This window comes from Paenibacillus sp. FSL R7-0297 (assembly GCF_038009025.1).
Classification (GTDB): Bacteria; Bacillota; Bacilli; order Paenibacillales; family Paenibacillaceae; genus Paenibacillus_AQ.
Genome location: NZ_JBBPAQ010000001.1, coordinates 5,853,611 through 5,871,408, shown reverse-complemented (window position 1 = coordinate 5,871,408; position 17,798 = coordinate 5,853,611). Strand labels below are relative to the sequence as shown.

Here is a 17,798-nt window from a genome sequence, read left to right as displayed (position 1 = left end):
TTTCAGAGCTAAATGCGAAAGGAGCTGTTACTATGAAGAATACCATAAAATACGTAGGTTTGGACGTGTCAAAAGAAAAAATTGCAGTGGCGATTGCAGACGAGGGACGGGACCCCGCACGGTATCACGGAGCGATTGCCCATACGCCAGATGCTGTAGGACGACTCATTCGGAAACTGAAAAGCCCGGAGGTTACTCTTGAAGTCTGCTATGAGGCAGGACCCACCGGGTATGATTTGTATCGCTGGCTGACCAAGATGGGAATTTCCTGCACGGTCATCGCCCCCTCACGTATTCCTCAGCGTTCAGGCGATGCCATTAAAACCGACCGACGGGATGCAGAGCGGCTCGCTCAGCTCCACCGTGCGGGAGAATTGACGGGCATTCATGTACCCACTCCGGAACTCGAGGCTCTTCGGGATCTCATCCGAGCCCGGGAGAATGCTCGGGAAGAACTGCACCGGGCCCGGCAGCACCTCGTTCATTTTCTGTTACGGCACCAGATCCACACCCCGGAAGGGATGAAAAAACGCTGGACGAAACGATACCGGCTGTGGCTCTCTACCTTGACGTTTGAGCATACCGCGCAAGAACGGGTATTCACCGAGATGCAACAACAGTTGCGGGAGGTGGAGGAGCGCATTAAACGGCTAGAGGAGGCCATGCGGAAAGAAGCCGAAATCTGCCCGTACGCCTCTGTGATTCAAGCGCTCCAGGGTCTTCGGGGGATTGCCCTGCTCACGGCCATGACGCTCGTCGTTGAAATCGGGAATTTTGAGCGGTTCCGTTCGCCTGCGCAGCTGATGAGTTACCTGGGACTGGTTCCGCGGGAATCTTCTACAGGACCCAAGACAAGACGGGGCCGCCTGACTAAAACAGGAAATGCCTCCGTAAGGCGTGCTTTGGTGGAATCGGCCTGGAGTTACCGTTACCTTCCGGCGGTCAAAGGCGATTTAGAAAAGCGGTTAGAAGGGCAAAGGGCTCATGTCCAGGAAACGTCATGGAAGGCGCAGGAGAGATTGCACAAAAAATATGTGCAGATGGTCAAACGGGGAAAACACCGAAACTTGGTGATCGCAGCGGTGGGACGGGAATTGGTCGGATTCATTTGGTGTGTTGCGGTAAAGGCAGAAGCAGGAATCGCATAATATAGAACAAGAAAAAGCCTGTCCCCAAAGGATGAATCCTTGGGGCATGGAGACAACGAGAAAGGTTCGAGGAGAATCCACGAAATCCAACTGCACAAAACCCGGATGGGTTTGACGTGCGACAATAGTTTAGGGAAGCTCCTTCGACGTAGGCCTAACATGTGGAACCAACCCACGGATAGCAGTGTGCCAGCCGACGACTCGCATGTTGTCTCCATGCCCAAGGGATTGAAAAAACCTTTGTTAAAAAGGGAAGAAACAGGGGGATTGACAAATTCGTTCATAGCAGTTGGATTTTCTACACTTGCTCATGACCGGAAGAGCCCTTCCCAGACAACAGTTGGATAACCGGCACTTAATATGCGGCAAATCGTTCAGCGTAGAGGGGATGCGGCCCCTGTGACCGCATTTTATGTAACTACTATTTATGCTAACTACTATTAACATCAGGATTAGCGAAGTTTGGTCATTGCCGGATCCCAGATTCTTCCTTAGAATGAAAAGAATTAGAACAGGAGGTATTCATCATGTCACAGATCATCTATTCACCGTCAAAATATATTCAGGGCAGCGGGGAGATTACGAGGCTGGGGGTGTATTGCCTGCAGATGGGGGCGAGAGGAGCCTATGCCATTGTAGATCCCTATATTCTCTCCTTGTACGGGCAAGAGATCAGCAAGGGCTTCGCGTCAGAGCAGATTCCGCTGCTGCTGTGTGAATTCAAGGGAGAGTGCAGTCTTACACAGGTGGACGAGATTGTGGCAGAGCTGGGTAGCGGCGGTGCGGATGTCATTGTGGGCATTGGCGGGGGCAAGACACTGGATACGGCAAAAGCCGTCAGTCATTTCGCCGGGCTCCCGGTGATGCTTGTGCCGACCGTAGCGTCAACAGACGCGCCTTGCAGCGCCCTGTCGGTCCTCTACAGCGAATCGGGCGAATTCGACCGGTATCTGCCGCTGCGCCGCAATCCGGATATCGTGGTCGCAGATGTGGCGATTATCGCCAAAGCCCCTGTAAGATTGCTTGCAGCGGGCATGGGGGATGCCTTGTCGACGTATTACGAAGCAAGAGCCTGCAGCAGATCCGGAGCAGTTACCAGCACCGGAGGTACAAGCACTCTGGCGGCCCTGGCTTTGGCCCGTACATGTCTGGATACGCTGCTCGCCGACGGTGCGCAGGCGCTGCAGGATGCCGCTGACGGACGCGTCACTGCCGCAGTTGAACATATTGTCGAAGCCAATATATATCTCAGCGGCATCGGCTTTGAGAGCGGCGGACTGGCAGCGGCCCATGCCATTCATAACGGCCTGACGCTGCTTAAGGAATGCCGGACCGTGCTTCACGGGGAGAAAGTGGCGTTCACCACACTGGTACAGCTGATCCTTGAAGGAGCAGCGGAAGCCGAGATCAGCGGGGCGGTGGATTTCTGCCGGGGGGCAGGTCTGCCTATAACGCTGGCTCAGCTGGGGTTAGCGGATGTTGCACAGGACCGGCTGCTCTATGCCGCCGAGGCCAGCTGCAGTGAGGGCAGTCCAATGGCCAATATGCCTTTTGCGGTGACACCGCAGCAGGTGCTGGCTGCGATTCTTGAAGCCAACCGCCGCGGAGCACAGGTTTCTTAAAGGATGTTTAGTGGGGTTATTTTAGGTCTTGTTAATTATTGCGTAAGTTCAGCGTACATATTTATCCTCCGTGAGCCAAACAATGAGAACAATGGTTGAATCACGAAGGAGGTGTTTCAGTTTGGAGAAAAGCAATCATAGAGTAAAGCACATCATTCTCTATCCTTTGGCCGCCGTAGTTGTTCTGATAACCACGCTGATTTCTTCAGCGCCTCAGCCGGTATCTGCCGCACAGCTGGCTGTTGGGCACTCTGCCCGTAACATTGAAGCTGCAGTTTCCGCGCTCCGTCCGGTAACCGGTGCGAATGCAGGCAGCAGCGGAAACAGCGGTTCAGTTAACCAGCAAGTGGAGAATAAGAAGTTGCCTAACCGTGTGGCCATCATTGTCGATGATTTCGGCAACAACATGCGGGGCACGGAGGAGATGTTCAAGCTGCCGGTCAAGATTACCGTTGCAGTGATGCCATTCCTGCCCTCCAGCGAGCAGGATGCACGCCGTGCGCATGAGCTTGGCTTCGATGTATTGGTTCACCTGCCGATGGAGCCGCGTCAGGGCAAGCCGGAATGGCTTGGACCGGGTGCGGTGCTCACCCGGATGAGTGATGCAGAAGTCCGCCAGCGGGTGGAGGCAGCGCTTGATAATGTTCCTTATGCAATTGGCATTAACAACCATATGGGCTCCAAGGTGACCGGTGACGAGCGGGTGATGGGGATTGTGCTCGCGGTCTGCAAGGAGCGCGGCCTTTTCTTCGTAGATAGCCATACCAATTATCGCTCAGTTGCCGGTAAAATGGCCCGGGAGCTGGGACTCCCGCCAGTGGAGAACCACATTTTCCTGGACGACGTGCATTCTGCCGGCCATGTGGTTAAGCAGATGAAGCTGGTCCAGGAGCGGGCCATGAGCCAGAGATACTGCGTGACTATTGGCCATGTCGGCATTCAAGGCAAAGAAACCGCAGCGGGCATCCGCAGCGGCATTGCCGGAATGAAGGACAGTGTTGAGTTTATAGGAATCTCCGAGCTTGTCCGGGAAGAATGGAAATGGAATTCGCAGGTCACACTTCCATAAGGTACGCCGCAATTCCGTTGGCAACCGCCTCGGCAATCTCTTCCTGCCCTTTCGGGCTGCACAGCTTCTCGCGGTCCGCCGGACTGCTTACAAATCCCGCCTCGACGATAACCGTTGTGGCGGTTATTTTGTTGAGCAGGTAGAAGGGTTTGCCTTGTCTGGGATCATTCTTCATTCCATACAGCCCGTTCAGCTGATCCTGAATCATTCTGGCCAGCAGGAAGCTGCGTCCTTCCTGGCGGCACAACACAAGCGGACCATGCTTGGAGGGTGACTTTGCCCAATTGATATGAATGCTGACCACGACATTCGCAGGCAGCGTTTCGGCCAGTTCCTTGCGCTGGGCCAGATCACGCAGGTGCCGGGATTTGCTGCGCAGCCAGAGATTCTCATCGCTCGGCGCATAATCGCCGGTCCGGTTCAGTATGGCATCGAAGCCGTCACTGCGCAGCAGGAGAAACAGCCGGCGTGAGATCGCCAGGGTAATATCCTTCTCCAGGATGGTGCCGTGTGAGGTTCCGCCGTCAATCCCTCCGTGTCCGGCATCAATCAGAATGATCCGCTGGTCATGACCGAGCATATGCTGGCGGTCTGACGTGTTGTCGGTTAAGTGGTCTACCCCCGGTGTGGCGGCCTGGAGAGTCCCTGCATTTCCCGCTGTAAGCAGAAGCAGCACTCCAACTGATGCCAGTATCCTCCGCAGTCTTGGCCCGGGGCGGAAATGACTCCTTGATTGGCTTGCCTGTCCTGCAGTATGTTCTTGTGAAAGTTCCGAAATTCTCAAGTGAATAACCTCCCTGCCGGAATCATCATTGGTATCTTAGGTGTGGAATCTCTGTTAGATTGTGCCTTAACAGCCAAACCTATACGAAGCTCAGCAGTCCGGTTTAGAGAGCAGGGATTTGGAGCACACTATAGCCATGGAGAAAAGGGCAGGGCAGCAGGCGGCGACCCGCCAGCTGCCTGCATGGGAGGGATAGTAATGGCAACCAGCGGAGATGATCTGGTGAAATACATTACGGAGAAAGTAGTCATATATATGGAGGACCCGCGCGCCGTACATGCAAGGCGGAAGGCAGAGAAGCAGCCCTGGGCCGAGAAATGGTTCGGCACGCTGCCGCTCGCCTGGTCCGTCTGGCGAAGCAAATGGAGCCGCAAGGATCCGGAGTAGCCAGCCAAGCAGCATCGCAGCTCACCCGAATTCCGAAACAGCCTTCCCTTAAAGCCGCTTGACACGGCTGAATGGAAGGCTGTTTGGCATGTACAGCTGTACATAGGATCATCGCTGATTAATGCGGCGCCGCGCCGAGCGTCGTTCCCCCTGACAGCGGCAGCGGAGGCTTGTGGAAGGTTCCGTACTTCTGGAGGGCTGTGAGCGGAAGGTACCGCTTCGCCCCTGGACCGGCAGCGGCGTATATAACTGCCGGTTCAGCACCCGCATTACTTCCCGCAGAGGCCGGAAGCCAGCTCTGGCAGCCTGTAATCATGAACGGAGCACCCAAGGCATCGTTGCGTCCTGTCGACTGGAAGGCAAGGCTGCCGCGGCTTGTCAGCAGAGTCTTTAAGCTGACTTCGCTGATGCTCTTCAGCTCAGGAGCAGTAAGCCACTGTAAGTCTGCATATGGGTCATCCTGCCCGCCGCTGAGCAGAGCGGGCAGAGGAGTGCGGACTTGTTGTCCAGACCCGGTGTAGACCACCAGGGCTTTGGCATCAAGCTGACTGTCCAGAATACGGTTTGCCTGGCTAAGGCTCCAAGGCAGTACCTGCAGTACTGAGGCATTGAGATACAGCGTCTTGTCCGCAAGCGTGAGCTTCCAGACCGGCAGCAGCGGAGCGTACAGCGCCGATAGTTCTATTTTACCGGAATAAGAGGAGGTAATCAGTCCTTCCTGCACCAGATACTGGCGCAGATCACTCATACTATAAGGGAGGCCATAGGTTCCGGCCCCGTATTCACTTAGCAGATATTTGCCCCCATCCGCAGCAGAAATAATGAGGTATCCGATCCGCTGCTCCCCGTTCATCACATTGACCAGCCAGCTGCGTGTCCCCGGGCCCAGAGGGTAAACCTCAGTTCCGGCATTCTTCCATTCCGTAAACGGAGCATCCGCCGACAATTGGCTAATTGTGAGACGGGTGAAATCCTGCAAGGTTTCAGATGCGGGCGATTGTGTCATAACAAGTCCGGGCAGCATCTCCTGAAGGACGGCTTGTGTGACAGTGGCCCGGCTGCCTATTGACGCGAGCGCCGGAGGCGGGGAGGCGCTGGCAGCGAACAGTGTCAGCCCGAGAGTCAGACAGAGGAGCAGGCGGGTACGCCGCCCGAGCGGCCCCTTCTGCTTCGCTTTGATTTTCATGTTATCGTTCACCTTTCCTGTTCCAAAGGTTAATCGCAAGAATTACCGGGTCCGGCAAGCCGGAGCCCGGCAGGTTCTGCTCCATACTTTTAATTGTAGGGGACATGCCCTGAAAAGGCTGTTGCTTACTGTCGCGGCAGCCTGCGGGAATTCCGCTGTTTTTTTGTTTGCTTTTAGCGAGCCGGGTCGCATTCTATGTGCTGCGCAGGTGAAACAGCCCGTACGTTACGGCAGAAACTGCAATCTGCGGCTCATACTGCCAGGTGGTCTCTTTGCGGCGGCGGTTGTATTGCTCCTCTATACCAAGGCGTTTCTCCTCATCCTGCTCCTTCAGCAGCTCCTCGTAATAGATGTCCACGATGCTCAGCTCCAGCCGCAGGCGTTCGCGGGCTTCCTCGGCCCAGGTATAATCAAGCAGAGCCAGCTTCGAGGTCAGATATCCCTCCAGCCTGTCGGCTCCGGCGCTCACGGACAGCTCGGAAGGCTGGATGTGGATATTCTCCGGCAGCCTTGGCGTAAGCTCCCGCGAAGCCAGCCGGGCCTCGAAGTCCGGAACAATCAGCCCGGAGGTCAGTGACACCGCGATGAAATGCATCTCTTCACGCTTAAGATCACAGGTCATCTCCACCTTGTAGCAGACGGCAAGCCAAGGCTCGTAGGCGGCTGAGAACAGCGTGGTCCGCTGCCGGAGTCCCGGATCCTCGAACAGCTGCAGACATTTGCCCTCATCCCGTGCCGCTGACCAGATCTGCCGCAGGCGTTTGCTGCCGTAGGTCACATCCTCGCGGCGGATCATGCCCGGCCCGATGCGCGGCAGCTGCGGGACGATGCCGAAGTACCTGGCTAGGATGCTGTCCTCCGGATCAGCGGAGACCCCGGGCGGCACCACACCTCCGGGTGCAGCAGTCATTGCAGCGCCAGGCTCCGCGCCTGCCTCTGCATCCGCCGCACCGTTGCCGCCCGGCAGAGGTCCTGGCGCCGGGCGGACCGCCCCGCCGCGCAGCCGTGCCGCTGGCGCAGCGGCCTGCGCGGCCAGTTCATCGTACTTCTGCGGATCGAAGACGAAGCTGAAGGACAGGGTCTCGGGATCTACGCCGGTGCGCTCCACGAATCCCCAGTAATAAGGGCGATCCGTCAGCATCCGGTCCGCGCGCGGCGAGAGCTTCACCGTCACATGCAGCGGAGAGGATTCTAGAATCGTGCACTCTGTTGCTTCCAGATAATCCATGACCTGTTTGCGTACTTCCACAGGGGTGAGCATTAAGGAGCCACCTCGCTTTCGTCCAGATTGGCATGGGTCAGCTCGCTGATCGTATCGCCGATCTGATCCAGCTCGCTGCGCAGCTCCTCGTCGCTGCGGGCTTCGAGAACGATTTTATATAAGCTTTTCTCAAGCGATTCCTTCTTCTCGAAACGTTCCAGGATGACATCCAGCCCGCCGATAACCATTTCGAACATATTGATTTTTTCATGCAGCAGGTGAAGAATATGCTCCTCGATCGTACCTTCGGTAGAAAGATTGTAGATGACTACATCGTTCTCCTGGCCAAGCCGGTGTACCCGGCCGATCCGCTGCTCTACCCGCATCGGGTTCCAGGGGAGGTCGAAGTTGATCATATGGTGGCAGAACTGCAGATTGATCCCTTCGCCGCCTGCTTCCGTAGCAATCATTACCTGGGCGCGCCCGCGGAAGAGGTCCATCATCCAGTCCTTTTTGCCACGGTTCATCCCGCCGGAGTAAGTGACACACTGCAGTCCATGCTCACGGAAATATTGCAGCAGATATTCCTGGGTCGCCCGGTATTCGGTGAAGACGATGACCTTCTCGTTCATTTGGCGGATCAGCTCCATCGTCTTCTCCGCTTTGGTATTCGTCTTAACGGTACGGATGGTCTGGAGCAGACTCATCATGCGCTCACGTTTCGGTGAATCCGCCGGAAGCTTCTTGATCAGATTCACAAGCGTGACGAACACGGCATCCCGGCTGCTGCATACCTCGCGCTGGAGCGTAACCAAAGAGAGCATACTGCTGAGATTGCCGCCCGCTTCCTGATATTGGTCTTTGACAAAGGCGGTGACGCCGTCATATAATTCTTTCTCCTCTGAAGAAAGGGTGAGCGGGATGTTGCGCACTTTGCGCTTCGTGAAGTTCACCGGACCTTCGCCGCGGCGGTTGCGGATCATCACCTTGGAGAGCTCGCCCCTCAGCTGGACTTCGTTCTTGGGCTGGCGTTTATCGACTACGAAATTGGTGGCAAAATCCCCCTGGTTCCCGAGCTGTCCCGGCTTCAGTAATGTGATCAGATTGAACAGCTCGCCGAGGTCATTCTGCACGGGAGTGGCGGTGAGCAGCAGGCAGTACTTCTTGCGCAGCTGTTGCACGAACAGATAGTTCGTTGATTTCTTATTCTTCAACTTATGGGCCTCGTCGATAATCAGCATGTCGAATTCCTGGCTCAGCAGCATCTCCTTGTGCGGATCACGCTTGGCCGTATCCATGGAGGCGACAACAATGTCATTGCCCCAGGAGTAGGCTTTCTTCTGTGCCACGGCTGAAATACCGAATTTGCTGTTCAGCTCGCGCACCCACTGCAGGACAAGAGACGCAGGGACAAGGATCAGAACTTTACTTACGAGCCCGCGCACCAGATATTCCTTGAGGATCAGTCCCGCTTCTATCGTCTTGCCTAGCCCCACTTCGTCTGCCAGAATGGCCCGGCCTGACATTTCAAACAGCACCTTATGGGCGGTATCCAGCTGGTGGGGAAGCGGGGACAACCCGGACAGATGCTTCAGACACTGGAGCTCATCGAAGCTCGTGATTAGTCCCGATTGTTCACCTTGTACGGCCAGCCGGGATAATCTCCAGTCTCCCCAAGGTCCGCCTTTGTCGAGCTTAGACTCCAGGTCCTGCAGCCAGTTACGCTCAAAGGACAGAGGAACAGGCAGCAGCGGGGCAGGCGTACTGCCCCCTTGCGGCAAGGAATTGCGGAATAATTGCGTCATGTTGCAGCCTCCTCCGGCGCGGTTTCATATCGAAATGCGTAGCAGTAGTATGCGCGTAAAAGAGAGATTTCATAACCTGCTATCCTCCGGCTGCTGCCGTTAAGTATCCGCTTTGGGCCTTGCGATGGTACTGCTGCTGGTGGTGCGGTCAGCTCTGCGGAGCCTGGATATCCGTGACGGAATCTGTCTTCCGGCCCCGGAAGCTTATCAATTTGGAACCTGTAAAAAAGCGAGAAAGAGGGAGAAAATCCACTATCTTTTACCGTTTTTCCGAAATTCCCGCCATGTGCCGCTTTTTTGGAAAAAGAACTCTGATACAATATGTGGTATAGTTGAAAAGCTGATGTATACAATATATTGTTACAAAAGCTTGAAAATTTGATTAATCGCGGTTTTTTGCGGTTATTTGTTATTGACAAGAGGAACTTCCGCTGTACATGCAGGCTGCGGATACCTGCCGCCGGAAGTTCTTGTTGTGGGTTACAAAAAATCTAAGCCCACACCAAGGAACGGAAGTATTACCTATCAATCATCCGGGAGGTTTTTCTATTGAGTACAGTGGAACGCAAGCAGCGTCTTGAGGGGCTGAGTGAGAAAATATTTTTGGACCGTTATGCCTGGAAGGACGCGGACAGCAACAATGCCAAGGTAGGCGATGTAGTGCTCGTCCTGACGAAGGATGATCCGAAATTTCCAACCAAGGAGGTTGGCGAGATTGTTGAGCGCACAGGCCGGATTGTTACGGTGAAGACCCGCAGCGGTGAGCTCGTGCAATCGGATGTGGAGAAGCTGACACTGAATATTGAGAAGACCCCGGAGGAAATGTGGGACCGTCTTGCGGCAGCGATGGCTTCCGTAGAGCAGACTCCCGAGCTTCAGGAAGAGTGGACAGGCAAGTTCCGTTCTATCCTTGATGACTGGAAGCTGGTACCCGGCGGACGGATTGCTGCTGGTGCAGGGGCAAGCGAGGAGCTTACGCTGTTCAACTGTTATGTCGTTCCTTCGCCCAAAGACAGCCGCGGCGGAATCATGCAGACGCTCTCCGAAATGACCGAGATCATGGCCCGCGGCGGTGGCGTAGGAATTAACCTGTCTTCGTTGCGTCCGCGCCGCGCCATTGTCAGAGGCGTGAACGGATCATCCAGCGGCTCAGTGTCCTGGGGCGGCCTCTTCAGCTATACGACCGGACTGATTGAGCAAGGCGGAAGCCGCCGTGGCGCGTTGATGCTGATGATCAATGACTGGCATCCGGATGTGGTGGACTTTATTACCGTGAAGCAGACGATGGGTCAGGTAACGAATGCCAACCTGTCGGTATGCGTAAGCAATGCCTTCATGAAAGCCGTCAAGGAAGATTTGGACTGGGAGCTGGTCTTCCCGGATACCACCGATCCGGATTACGATACAATCTGGGACGGCGATCTAGATAAATGGAAAGCAGACGGCCGCCGCGTTATTCCTTACCGTACCGTAAGAGCGCGCGATGTGTGGCATACGATTATCGAATCGGCCTGGAAGTCGGCTGAGCCGGGCGTAGTGTTTATGGAATATTACAACCAGATGTCCAACAGCTGGTATTTCAACCCGATCATCTGCACTAATCCATGCGGTGAGCAGGGTCTGCCGGGCTGGGGCGTGTGCAATTTGTCGGCCGTCAACCTCTCCAAGTTCTACGATGCGGAGAATCACGACGTGGACTGGGCAGATCTGGCGACAACGACCCGCTATTCCGTGCGTTTCCTGGATAATGTCATCGATAAGACACCGTATCATTTCCCGGAAAATGAAGCCAACCAGAAGCTCGAACGCCGCGTAGGACTCGGCACAATGGGATTGGCTGAGCTGATGATCAAGCTGAATATCCGTTACGGCAGCCCGGAATCCCTGGAGTTCCTGGACAAGCTCTACGGCTTCATGGCCCGCGAAGCTTATCTGGCCTCTGCTGAGATCGCTGGCGAGAAGGGATCTTTCCAGGCTTTTGACACCGATAAATATCTGCAGAGCGGCTTCATGCGTAATATCACCGAGGTCTATCCGGAAGTCGGCGAATCCATCCGTAAGCACGGCATGCGCAACGTTACAGTGATTACCCAGGCACCTACAGGTAGTACTGGAACCATGGTCGGCACTTCGACAGGTATCGAGCCTTATTTCGCATTCAAATATTACCGCCAGAGCCGTCTGGGCTATGACGAGCAGTTCGTGCCGATTGCTCAGGAATGGCTGGAAGCCCATCCGGGTGAAGAGCTGCCTGAATACTTTGTCACTTCGATGGATCTGTCCGCTAAGGATCATATCCGTGCACAGGCTGCAATTCAGCGCTGGGTGGATAGCTCGATCTCCAAGACGGCGAACTGCCCGTCCGACTTCACCGTGGAAGAAACCGCCGAGCTGTACGAAATGGCCTTCGACCTGGGCTGCAAAGGCGTAACGATCTACCGCGACGGCAGCCGTGACGTACAGGTGCTGGAAACGACGAAGAAGGAAGAAAAGAAAGACGCTCCAGCGGCAGTTGAGACTGCTGAAGCTGAGCCAGCGGCAGCTGAAGCTACTCCGGCTCCAGTCACAGTAGCATCAGCTCCTGCACCGCAGCCTGCCGCTGATGTAGTGGACAAACAATACAAGAAACGTCCGCAGGTTCTGCGCGGCGCTACCTATAAGATCAACACGCCATTCGGTATGGCGTATATCACCATCAATGATCTCGACCGCACGCCGGCCGAAATCTTCCTGAACGTCGGCAAAGCCGGCTCCGACGTGTTCGCCATGGCGGAAGCACTAGGCCGTGTCTGCTCGCTGTTCTTGCGTTACGGTGATCACGGTGAGAAGGTCGAGCTGCTGATCAAGCATCTCAAAGGCATCGGCGGCTCCGGCGCCATCGGCTTCGGTGCGAACCGCGTCGAGTCCATTGCTGACGCCGTAGCCAAGGCATTGGAAACCCATGTGCTGAACAACGCCCATGACGATCATGTGCCCGCTCCAATCGCAGCTACACTGGAGCTTGATTTCAACGAAGCGCTGAACGCCGAGCTGAAATCAAGTGTTCCGGCTACGGCTACTGATGATGGACATGGCGGTCATGGAGCACATAGCCATGCTACGGCTTCGCGGGATCTCTGCCCTTCCTGCGGAAGCGCATCGCTGATTAATATTGAGGGATGTAAGACTTGCGGGAATTGCGGGTATAGCCGGTGCGGTTGAGTAGATTATTGGCATGATGATAAGAAAGACTGTGAAATTCCATAATTAAATGGAATTGTACCATAATTCGTTGGATAAGAATTTCATAATTACTGCATTATCTTGGAAAAGAATAAGAATGCGCAGGGGAGGCATGTCCGCAGGGCGGAGGTGGCCTCCCTTCTCTGTATAAAGCTGCCGCAGAAATCTGCCCTTAATGTGGGCTTACCCGCCTTATCCGGATGTGCCAATCCGTCTATAATCAGGTTGTAAGCGAATACATAAGGGATATAAAGGGGGAACTACCAATGATGAAGCGTATGCAAATAACATCTCTGAGGTTACCGATGATCTGGAACACTTCGAGGTGCTCAGCCTGTCTACACCGGACCTGCGCAATATGGTACTGTTTCCCGAGTTGATCGGCGGCAAGTATGTCCGGCTGGAGCGTCCCTTCACGGTATACAGCCGCGGCGGCCGGGACCGCTTCGATGCCTGGATCTCCGAGTCGCCGGACCTGAAGCATTGGGGCAACTCCAGCCTACTGCTCGCCGTCGAGCAGGTGCCGTTTGCCAATGACAAGATTGGCCCGTCCGCACCTCCGGTCCGGACGGATAAGGGCTGGCTGACCACCTTCCATGCGGTGGATGTGGGGTTGGGAGGACACCTGGAAGAAGCGCTATACCGCCGGAATTATGCTGCTGGATCTGGAGGATCCCCGCAAGGTGATCGGCATGAGCAGGGGAGCCGCTGCTGGCACCGGAGACAGACTATGAGATTGGCGGGGGCTTCCGCAATCATGTGATTTTCCCAGGTGGGATGATTCTGGAGGATGACGGCGAGGTCAAGATCTATTACGGCTCTGCGGATACGGTGGAATGTCTGGCAACGGCCCATGTGGACGATCTGCTCCGGCTCTGTCTGGAGCCGGAGCATAGATAAGATTGGAAGCAGGCTGAGGGCGGAAATGCGGAGTAACAGTGGGGTCATGTGCCATGATTGAGCGGCTTGCGCGGAGATTGATTGTGCATAAAATGCAACAATAAAGCTCAGTAGTAGCGACCAACGCAGAAATCCTGCACAAGGTGCAACAAAACCGGGGCCGTATTTTAAAAAGGAAACTTTGCTGATGCAGAAAAGGTTAGTATTACTCTGCCACTTCCGAAGCTGAACAGGAATATGGTCGATTTTATGAAAAAAGTAATAGAGCATCACTGGTGAAATCATGATTCACTGATGACCTGGTGTTTGCTAAAAAATATGAAAGAGGTGTTTAATGATGTTGAAAAGGTTCAAATTATTAAGTGCATTATTAATTTTTTGTATGGCCAACCTGTTACCAGTCTTTCCTTTGACAGCAAGCGCGGCGGGTACAATTGTAAGCTATCCATTACCGTCGATCTATACCACGACCAGTCAATATACGGTAACAGCAGACTCTACGAATATACCGGTAACCGACACTTCGGAAGTATTTGTAAACTATAATTATTGTAATTTCTCTTTTTCAGGTACGACTACAATCACAATAACAGCAAGCGAGACAATCAATACCTATAATATTTCTCCCAAAGCTTTGGGAATCACAGCAACAAAGAGCGGAAACACACTCACATTTACAATTTCATCACCAACCTATCTTATAGTTAAAATCAATAACCTGAAAGATCTGGTCATTGCGGCAGATGCTCTTGAAACTAATGTTCCGGCTTCATCCGGTACAGGTATATACAATGTTAAAACCGGGTACGGTGCCGACAGTACCGGTGCCACTTTGGCTACAACTGCAATACAGAACGCCATCAATGCGGCTAACGCAGCAGGTGGCGGTATCGTATACGTTCCAGCCGGAGTGTACAAGAGCGGAAACCTTGTTCTAAAAAGCAATGTTTCGGTTTATCTGGAGGGTGGTTCTGTTATAAGGGGTTCAGGAAATCCAAGCGATTACACTACCCATTTCCATAAGAATTCTCTGAATAAGGATGGGACATGGTTTATTTATACCGAAACCAATGCAAACAATATTAAGATATACGGCAGAGGGACTATTGACGGCAATGGCCATTATATGAGAAATACAAACAATTATTTGAACAATATTCTTGTACCCTTGCAGTGCAGCAACTTCACGGTTGACGGCATAACCATAAGAGATAGCGGCGGCTGGGCTACAATCGTTACCAGATCTAATAACGTAACCTTCCAGAATACCAAGCACTTCAACAACAATGAACTTGATTATGAAAATGATGCTATAGATATTCAAGAGAGCCAGAATGTACTCATTAAGCACACTGTAGCAGTATCGGAGGATGACACCTACTCATTTAAGACCTGGGATGTAGCCACTACGGATATCGCTGCTAACTGGCCGGGAACTCCTGAAAACCAGTCTAATGTAGTTGTGGATGATGCTTTGGCTTGGAGCAGATGCGGAGCATTCAAGGTCGGAGATGGAGTAAAACAGCTTCAGGATGGCATCGTTGTTAAGAACTCTTATGTATACCGGTGCTGGCGCGCTTTGGCGGTAGGTCATCTTTATGGGACTCCAGCAGCACAAAACATCATATTTGACAATATAGATGTAGAAGGCTTCTGGCCAAGATCCGGTGTTCACTCCAGATGGTTTGATCTTTCTGCAAAAACCGGTCCGATAAAAAATGTGGTCTATAATAATATCAATTTACGCGCTTTAGGTGAAGTTTCAATCATGAAGGGTTGGAGTGACACATCTACTGTCTCCGGAGTTACATTAAACAATGTTCGCGTTGGTGGAGTTGCGGTAAATAATTTGGCGGATTTGAAAATAACAGATACGAACAGCTATGCTGCAGCTCCAAAATTCAACACATTGAAATTTGAAGCGGAAGGTTATAACCTTAGTTCAGGTGTTATATCCTATGAGGAAAGCACGGATGGCGGGCTGGATGTTGGCGGAGGGAGTAATGGCGACTATATCGCATTTGAAAATGTAGACTTTGGCAGTACAGCTAAAACAAGTATTGATTTGAAGGTTGCATCCGCTAATTCCGGCGGAAGGATAGAATTCCACTTGGACAGCCCTACAGGCACTATGCTGGGTTATTGGACGGCAGAAACCACAGGCGGATGGCAGACATGGTCCCTCAAGAATATCTCGCTTAATGCCGGGACAGCTGTAGGAACTCATTCTGTATATGTTACTTTTGTTAAATCAGATTCCACCACAGTTGCCAATTTAACCTGGTTCCAGTTCAAATAAAAGTTTTTTCTACGAATGACCAAATAATACAAAAAAACAGCAAGTCTCTAAGTGAAGTACAATAGGGACTTGCTGTTTGAGGTTTCAATTCATTCTTAAAGCTATGAATTGGAGCTGGGATTCGTCCGCCACGATTAACGAAGTTCGCGCAGTTGAATCCGGGTACTACTATAACTGGTGCATATCCGAGCAGGCATCGGATTCTGCCAAATGTTTTAAATTGGAGATATATTAAAAATTCCCAATGAGGTAATTCTCTCATCCGGGAAATTAGTGCGTGAAGCAGTACTAATTAATTCTTAAATTATTTCCTGATTTTGCTGATTTTTTTGGCGGTTACATGGGCTGGGTAAGAATCATCGCTTGCGGTATAGGTTATTTCAATCGGTCTTTCTCATAGACAAATACAACCTAAAATATTACAATAAAACTATTCAGTAGTATTATGAAATAGGTTGTGATATCCGTGGAATTAGACACAAATAATCATTCAGTATTCTCTCTTCATTATCATCTTGTGCTAGTCGTGAAGTACCGCAGAAAAGTAATAGACGATGACATTTCGAATCGGTTACAAGAGATATTTGAGTCTATTCAGCCTAATTACAATATCACCCTGCAGGAATGGAAGCATGACAAGGATCATGTTCACATTCTAATGAAAGCTCACCCCAATAGCGATATTTCTAAATTTCTGAACGCTTATAAGAGTGCATCCTCCCGTCTAATTAAGAAAGAATTTCCTGTAATTCGTCAACAGCTGTGGAAGGAATATTTCTGGTCCAGAAGTTATTGTCTACTGACGACTGGCGGTGCGCCGATTGAAGTCATCCGGAAGTACATCGAATCTCAAGGTCAGAAATGAGGTGGGCAGGTGTTAAAGGCTTATAAGTATCGAATCCATCCCACCTCTGAGCAAGAGCAGTACTTCACTAAAGTATTCGGCGCTGTTCGCTTCATCTACAATCGAATGCTTGCAGATAAGATTGAACATTACAAGCAAACGGAAACGATGCTCCAAACGACACCTGCGCCCTACAAAAAGGATTTTGCCTGGCTGAAAGAAGTGGATAGTCTAGCCTTAGCCAATGCCCAGCTTCACTTAGAGAAGGCTTATCAGAATTTCTTCCGTGAACCGAACGCGGGATTTCCAAAATTCAAGAGCAAGAAGAGGAATAGCCATAGCTTCACAACCAATAACCAGAAGGGAACCATTGCCATTACAGAGGGAAGGATCAAAATTCCCAAACTAAAAACGAAAATCAAAATCAAGCTGCACCGTCCATTCGAGGGACGTATTCAATCATGCACCATTTCCAAAACACCCACGGGAAAATATTACGCTTCCGTATTGGTGGAAACGGATATCATCCCATTGCCCCCACTCGAGACGAAGATCGGTGTGGATCTGGGGTTGAAAGACTTTGCGATTCCTTCACATGGCGAAATCATACCGAATCCGAAGTACTTGCGGAAGTCTGAACAACGATTAGCCAAGCTGCAAAAGGACTTGTCACGAAAGAAGAAAGGGAGCCGTAACCGGTATAAAGCAAGGCTGAAGGTCGCCAGACTGCATGAAAAAATAGCGAATCAACGGAAAGACTTTTTGCACAAAACGTCCACCCAAATGATAAACGAAAACCAAGTGATCGTGATGGAGGACTTGCGTGTAAAGAACATGATGCAGAATCATAAGTTAGCCAAAGCCATATCCGAAGTGTCTTGGAGCCTGTTCAGAGACATGCTGACCTACAAAGCGAAATGGTACGGCAGAGAATTAATCATTGCCCCCAAACACTTTGCAAGCAGTCAATTGTGTTCCTGCTGTGGCTACAAAAATGCAGAAGTCAAGAACCTGGCCGTACGGGAGTGGTCCTGTCCTGCCTGTCATACGGAGCATGACAGAGACCGGAATGCGGCACTGAATCTTCTACAACTAGCCATGTAAATGGCCCTTAGCGGGTTAGGAACTAGCCTATAAGCTTGGGTAAACTTGGAGCAGTAGCTCTATTGACCAAGAAGCACCCACCTCTTAGGTGGTGTGTAGTTCACTATAGGAAATTAGTGTAATTTGGGCTGTGCTAGTAAAGCATTCTGTTCTACAGGTGAAGGTATAGAGATCCTATCTTTGATATACTTGGATTATACTGGAGGGAGAAAGTTATGGGAATAGGC

At 52.1% G+C, this 17,798-nt stretch carries 12 protein-coding genes and 2 pseudogenes; 9 read left to right on the top strand and 5 right to left on the bottom strand.

Annotated elements, in window-relative coordinates:
- Window positions 1–32: 32 nt before the first annotated feature.
- The 3 genes from MKZ24_RS25735 (at window position 33) to MKZ24_RS25725 (ending at window position 3,839) form a co-directional block, all read left to right on the top strand.
- Window positions 33–1,148 carry an IS110 family transposase gene (locus MKZ24_RS25735; protein ID WP_340781212.1) on the top strand — a complete coding sequence of 372 codons (1,116 nt, stop codon included), beginning with the start codon at window positions 33–35 and terminating at the stop codon, window positions 1,146–1,148.
- Between the two features lie 527 nt (window positions 1,149–1,675).
- Window positions 1,676–2,770, top strand: a complete 1,095-nt coding sequence (locus tag MKZ24_RS25730) for a glycerol dehydrogenase (protein WP_340788135.1) — start codon at window positions 1,676–1,678, stop codon at window positions 2,768–2,770.
- A gap of 121 nt (window positions 2,771–2,891) precedes the next feature.
- Window positions 2,892–3,839: a divergent polysaccharide deacetylase family protein gene (locus tag MKZ24_RS25725; RefSeq protein WP_231637834.1), complete on the top strand. Its 948-nt coding sequence runs from the start codon at window positions 2,892–2,894 to the stop codon at window positions 3,837–3,839.
- Here MKZ24_RS25725 and MKZ24_RS25720 read toward each other — a convergent pair.
- Window positions 3,826–4,623: an N-acetylmuramoyl-L-alanine amidase family protein gene (locus MKZ24_RS25720; protein ID WP_340788131.1), complete on the bottom strand. Its 798-nt coding sequence runs from the start codon at window positions 4,621–4,623 to the stop codon at window positions 3,826–3,828. The genes MKZ24_RS25725 and MKZ24_RS25720 overlap by 14 nt on opposite strands.
- A gap of 198 nt (window positions 4,624–4,821) precedes the next feature.
- Between MKZ24_RS25720 and MKZ24_RS25715 the strand changes: the two genes are divergently transcribed.
- The gene (locus MKZ24_RS25715) at window positions 4,822–5,010 is read left to right on the top strand and encodes a YqzE family protein (protein WP_039308983.1); all 189 of its coding nucleotides are present in this window, start codon (window positions 4,822–4,824) and stop codon (window positions 5,008–5,010) included.
- A gap of 118 nt (window positions 5,011–5,128) precedes the next feature.
- Here MKZ24_RS25715 and MKZ24_RS25710 read toward each other — a convergent pair whose 3' ends face one another.
- The 3 genes from MKZ24_RS25710 to MKZ24_RS25700 form a co-directional block, all read right to left on the bottom strand.
- Entirely contained in the window at window positions 5,129–6,196 is a 1,068-nt protein-coding gene (locus MKZ24_RS25710; protein WP_340788127.1) for a hypothetical protein, read from the bottom strand.
- Window positions 6,197–6,389: 193 nt separating this feature from the next.
- On the bottom strand, window positions 6,390–7,457 hold the full coding sequence (locus MKZ24_RS25705; protein WP_042235126.1) for a YqhG family protein: 1,068 nt from the start codon (window positions 7,455–7,457) through the stop codon (window positions 6,390–6,392).
- Window positions 7,457–9,202, bottom strand: coding sequence for a DEAD/DEAH box helicase (locus MKZ24_RS25700; protein ID WP_042235128.1), 1,746 nt, complete (start codon window positions 9,200–9,202; stop codon window positions 7,457–7,459). Before MKZ24_RS25700 ends, MKZ24_RS25705 begins: the two co-directional genes overlap by 1 nt.
- Before the next feature lie 549 nt (window positions 9,203–9,751).
- On the opposite strand from MKZ24_RS25700, the gene MKZ24_RS25695 reads away from it, so the two are divergent.
- The 3 genes and pseudogenes from MKZ24_RS25695 to MKZ24_RS25685 all read left to right on the top strand — a co-directional run bounded on the left by MKZ24_RS25695 (window position 9,752) and on the right by MKZ24_RS25685 (window position 15,623).
- Complete coding sequence (locus tag MKZ24_RS25695; RefSeq protein ID WP_340788121.1) at window positions 9,752–12,403, top strand: adenosylcobalamin-dependent ribonucleoside-diphosphate reductase; 2,652 nt, start codon at window positions 9,752–9,754, stop codon at window positions 12,401–12,403.
- A gap of 319 nt (window positions 12,404–12,722) precedes the next feature.
- Window positions 12,723–13,324: pseudogene (locus MKZ24_RS25690) on the top strand (glycoside hydrolase family 130 protein); the annotation flags it as partial.
- 334 nt (window positions 13,325–13,658) lie between these two features.
- Window positions 13,659–15,623: a carbohydrate-binding protein gene (locus MKZ24_RS25685; protein ID WP_063840070.1), complete on the top strand. Its 1,965-nt coding sequence runs from the start codon at window positions 13,659–13,661 to the stop codon at window positions 15,621–15,623.
- Window positions 15,624–15,714: 91 nt separating this feature from the next.
- On the opposite strand, the pseudogene MKZ24_RS25680 reads toward MKZ24_RS25685, so the two are convergent.
- Window positions 15,715–15,816 (bottom strand): annotated as a pseudogene (locus MKZ24_RS25680) (hypothetical protein); the annotation flags it as partial.
- A gap of 273 nt (window positions 15,817–16,089) precedes the next feature.
- On the opposite strand from MKZ24_RS25680, the gene tnpA reads away from it, so the two are divergent.
- Both tnpA and tnpB read left to right on the top strand, forming a co-directional pair.
- The gene (gene tnpA, locus MKZ24_RS25675) at window positions 16,090–16,488 is read left to right on the top strand and encodes an IS200/IS605 family transposase (RefSeq protein WP_156123092.1); all 399 of its coding nucleotides are present in this window, start codon (window positions 16,090–16,092) and stop codon (window positions 16,486–16,488) included.
- 9 nt (window positions 16,489–16,497) lie between these two features.
- Window positions 16,498–17,571, top strand: coding sequence for an IS200/IS605 family element RNA-guided endonuclease TnpB (gene tnpB, locus MKZ24_RS25670; protein ID WP_340788116.1), 1,074 nt, complete (start codon window positions 16,498–16,500; stop codon window positions 17,569–17,571).
- The last annotated feature ends 227 nt before the right edge of the window (window positions 17,572–17,798 follow it).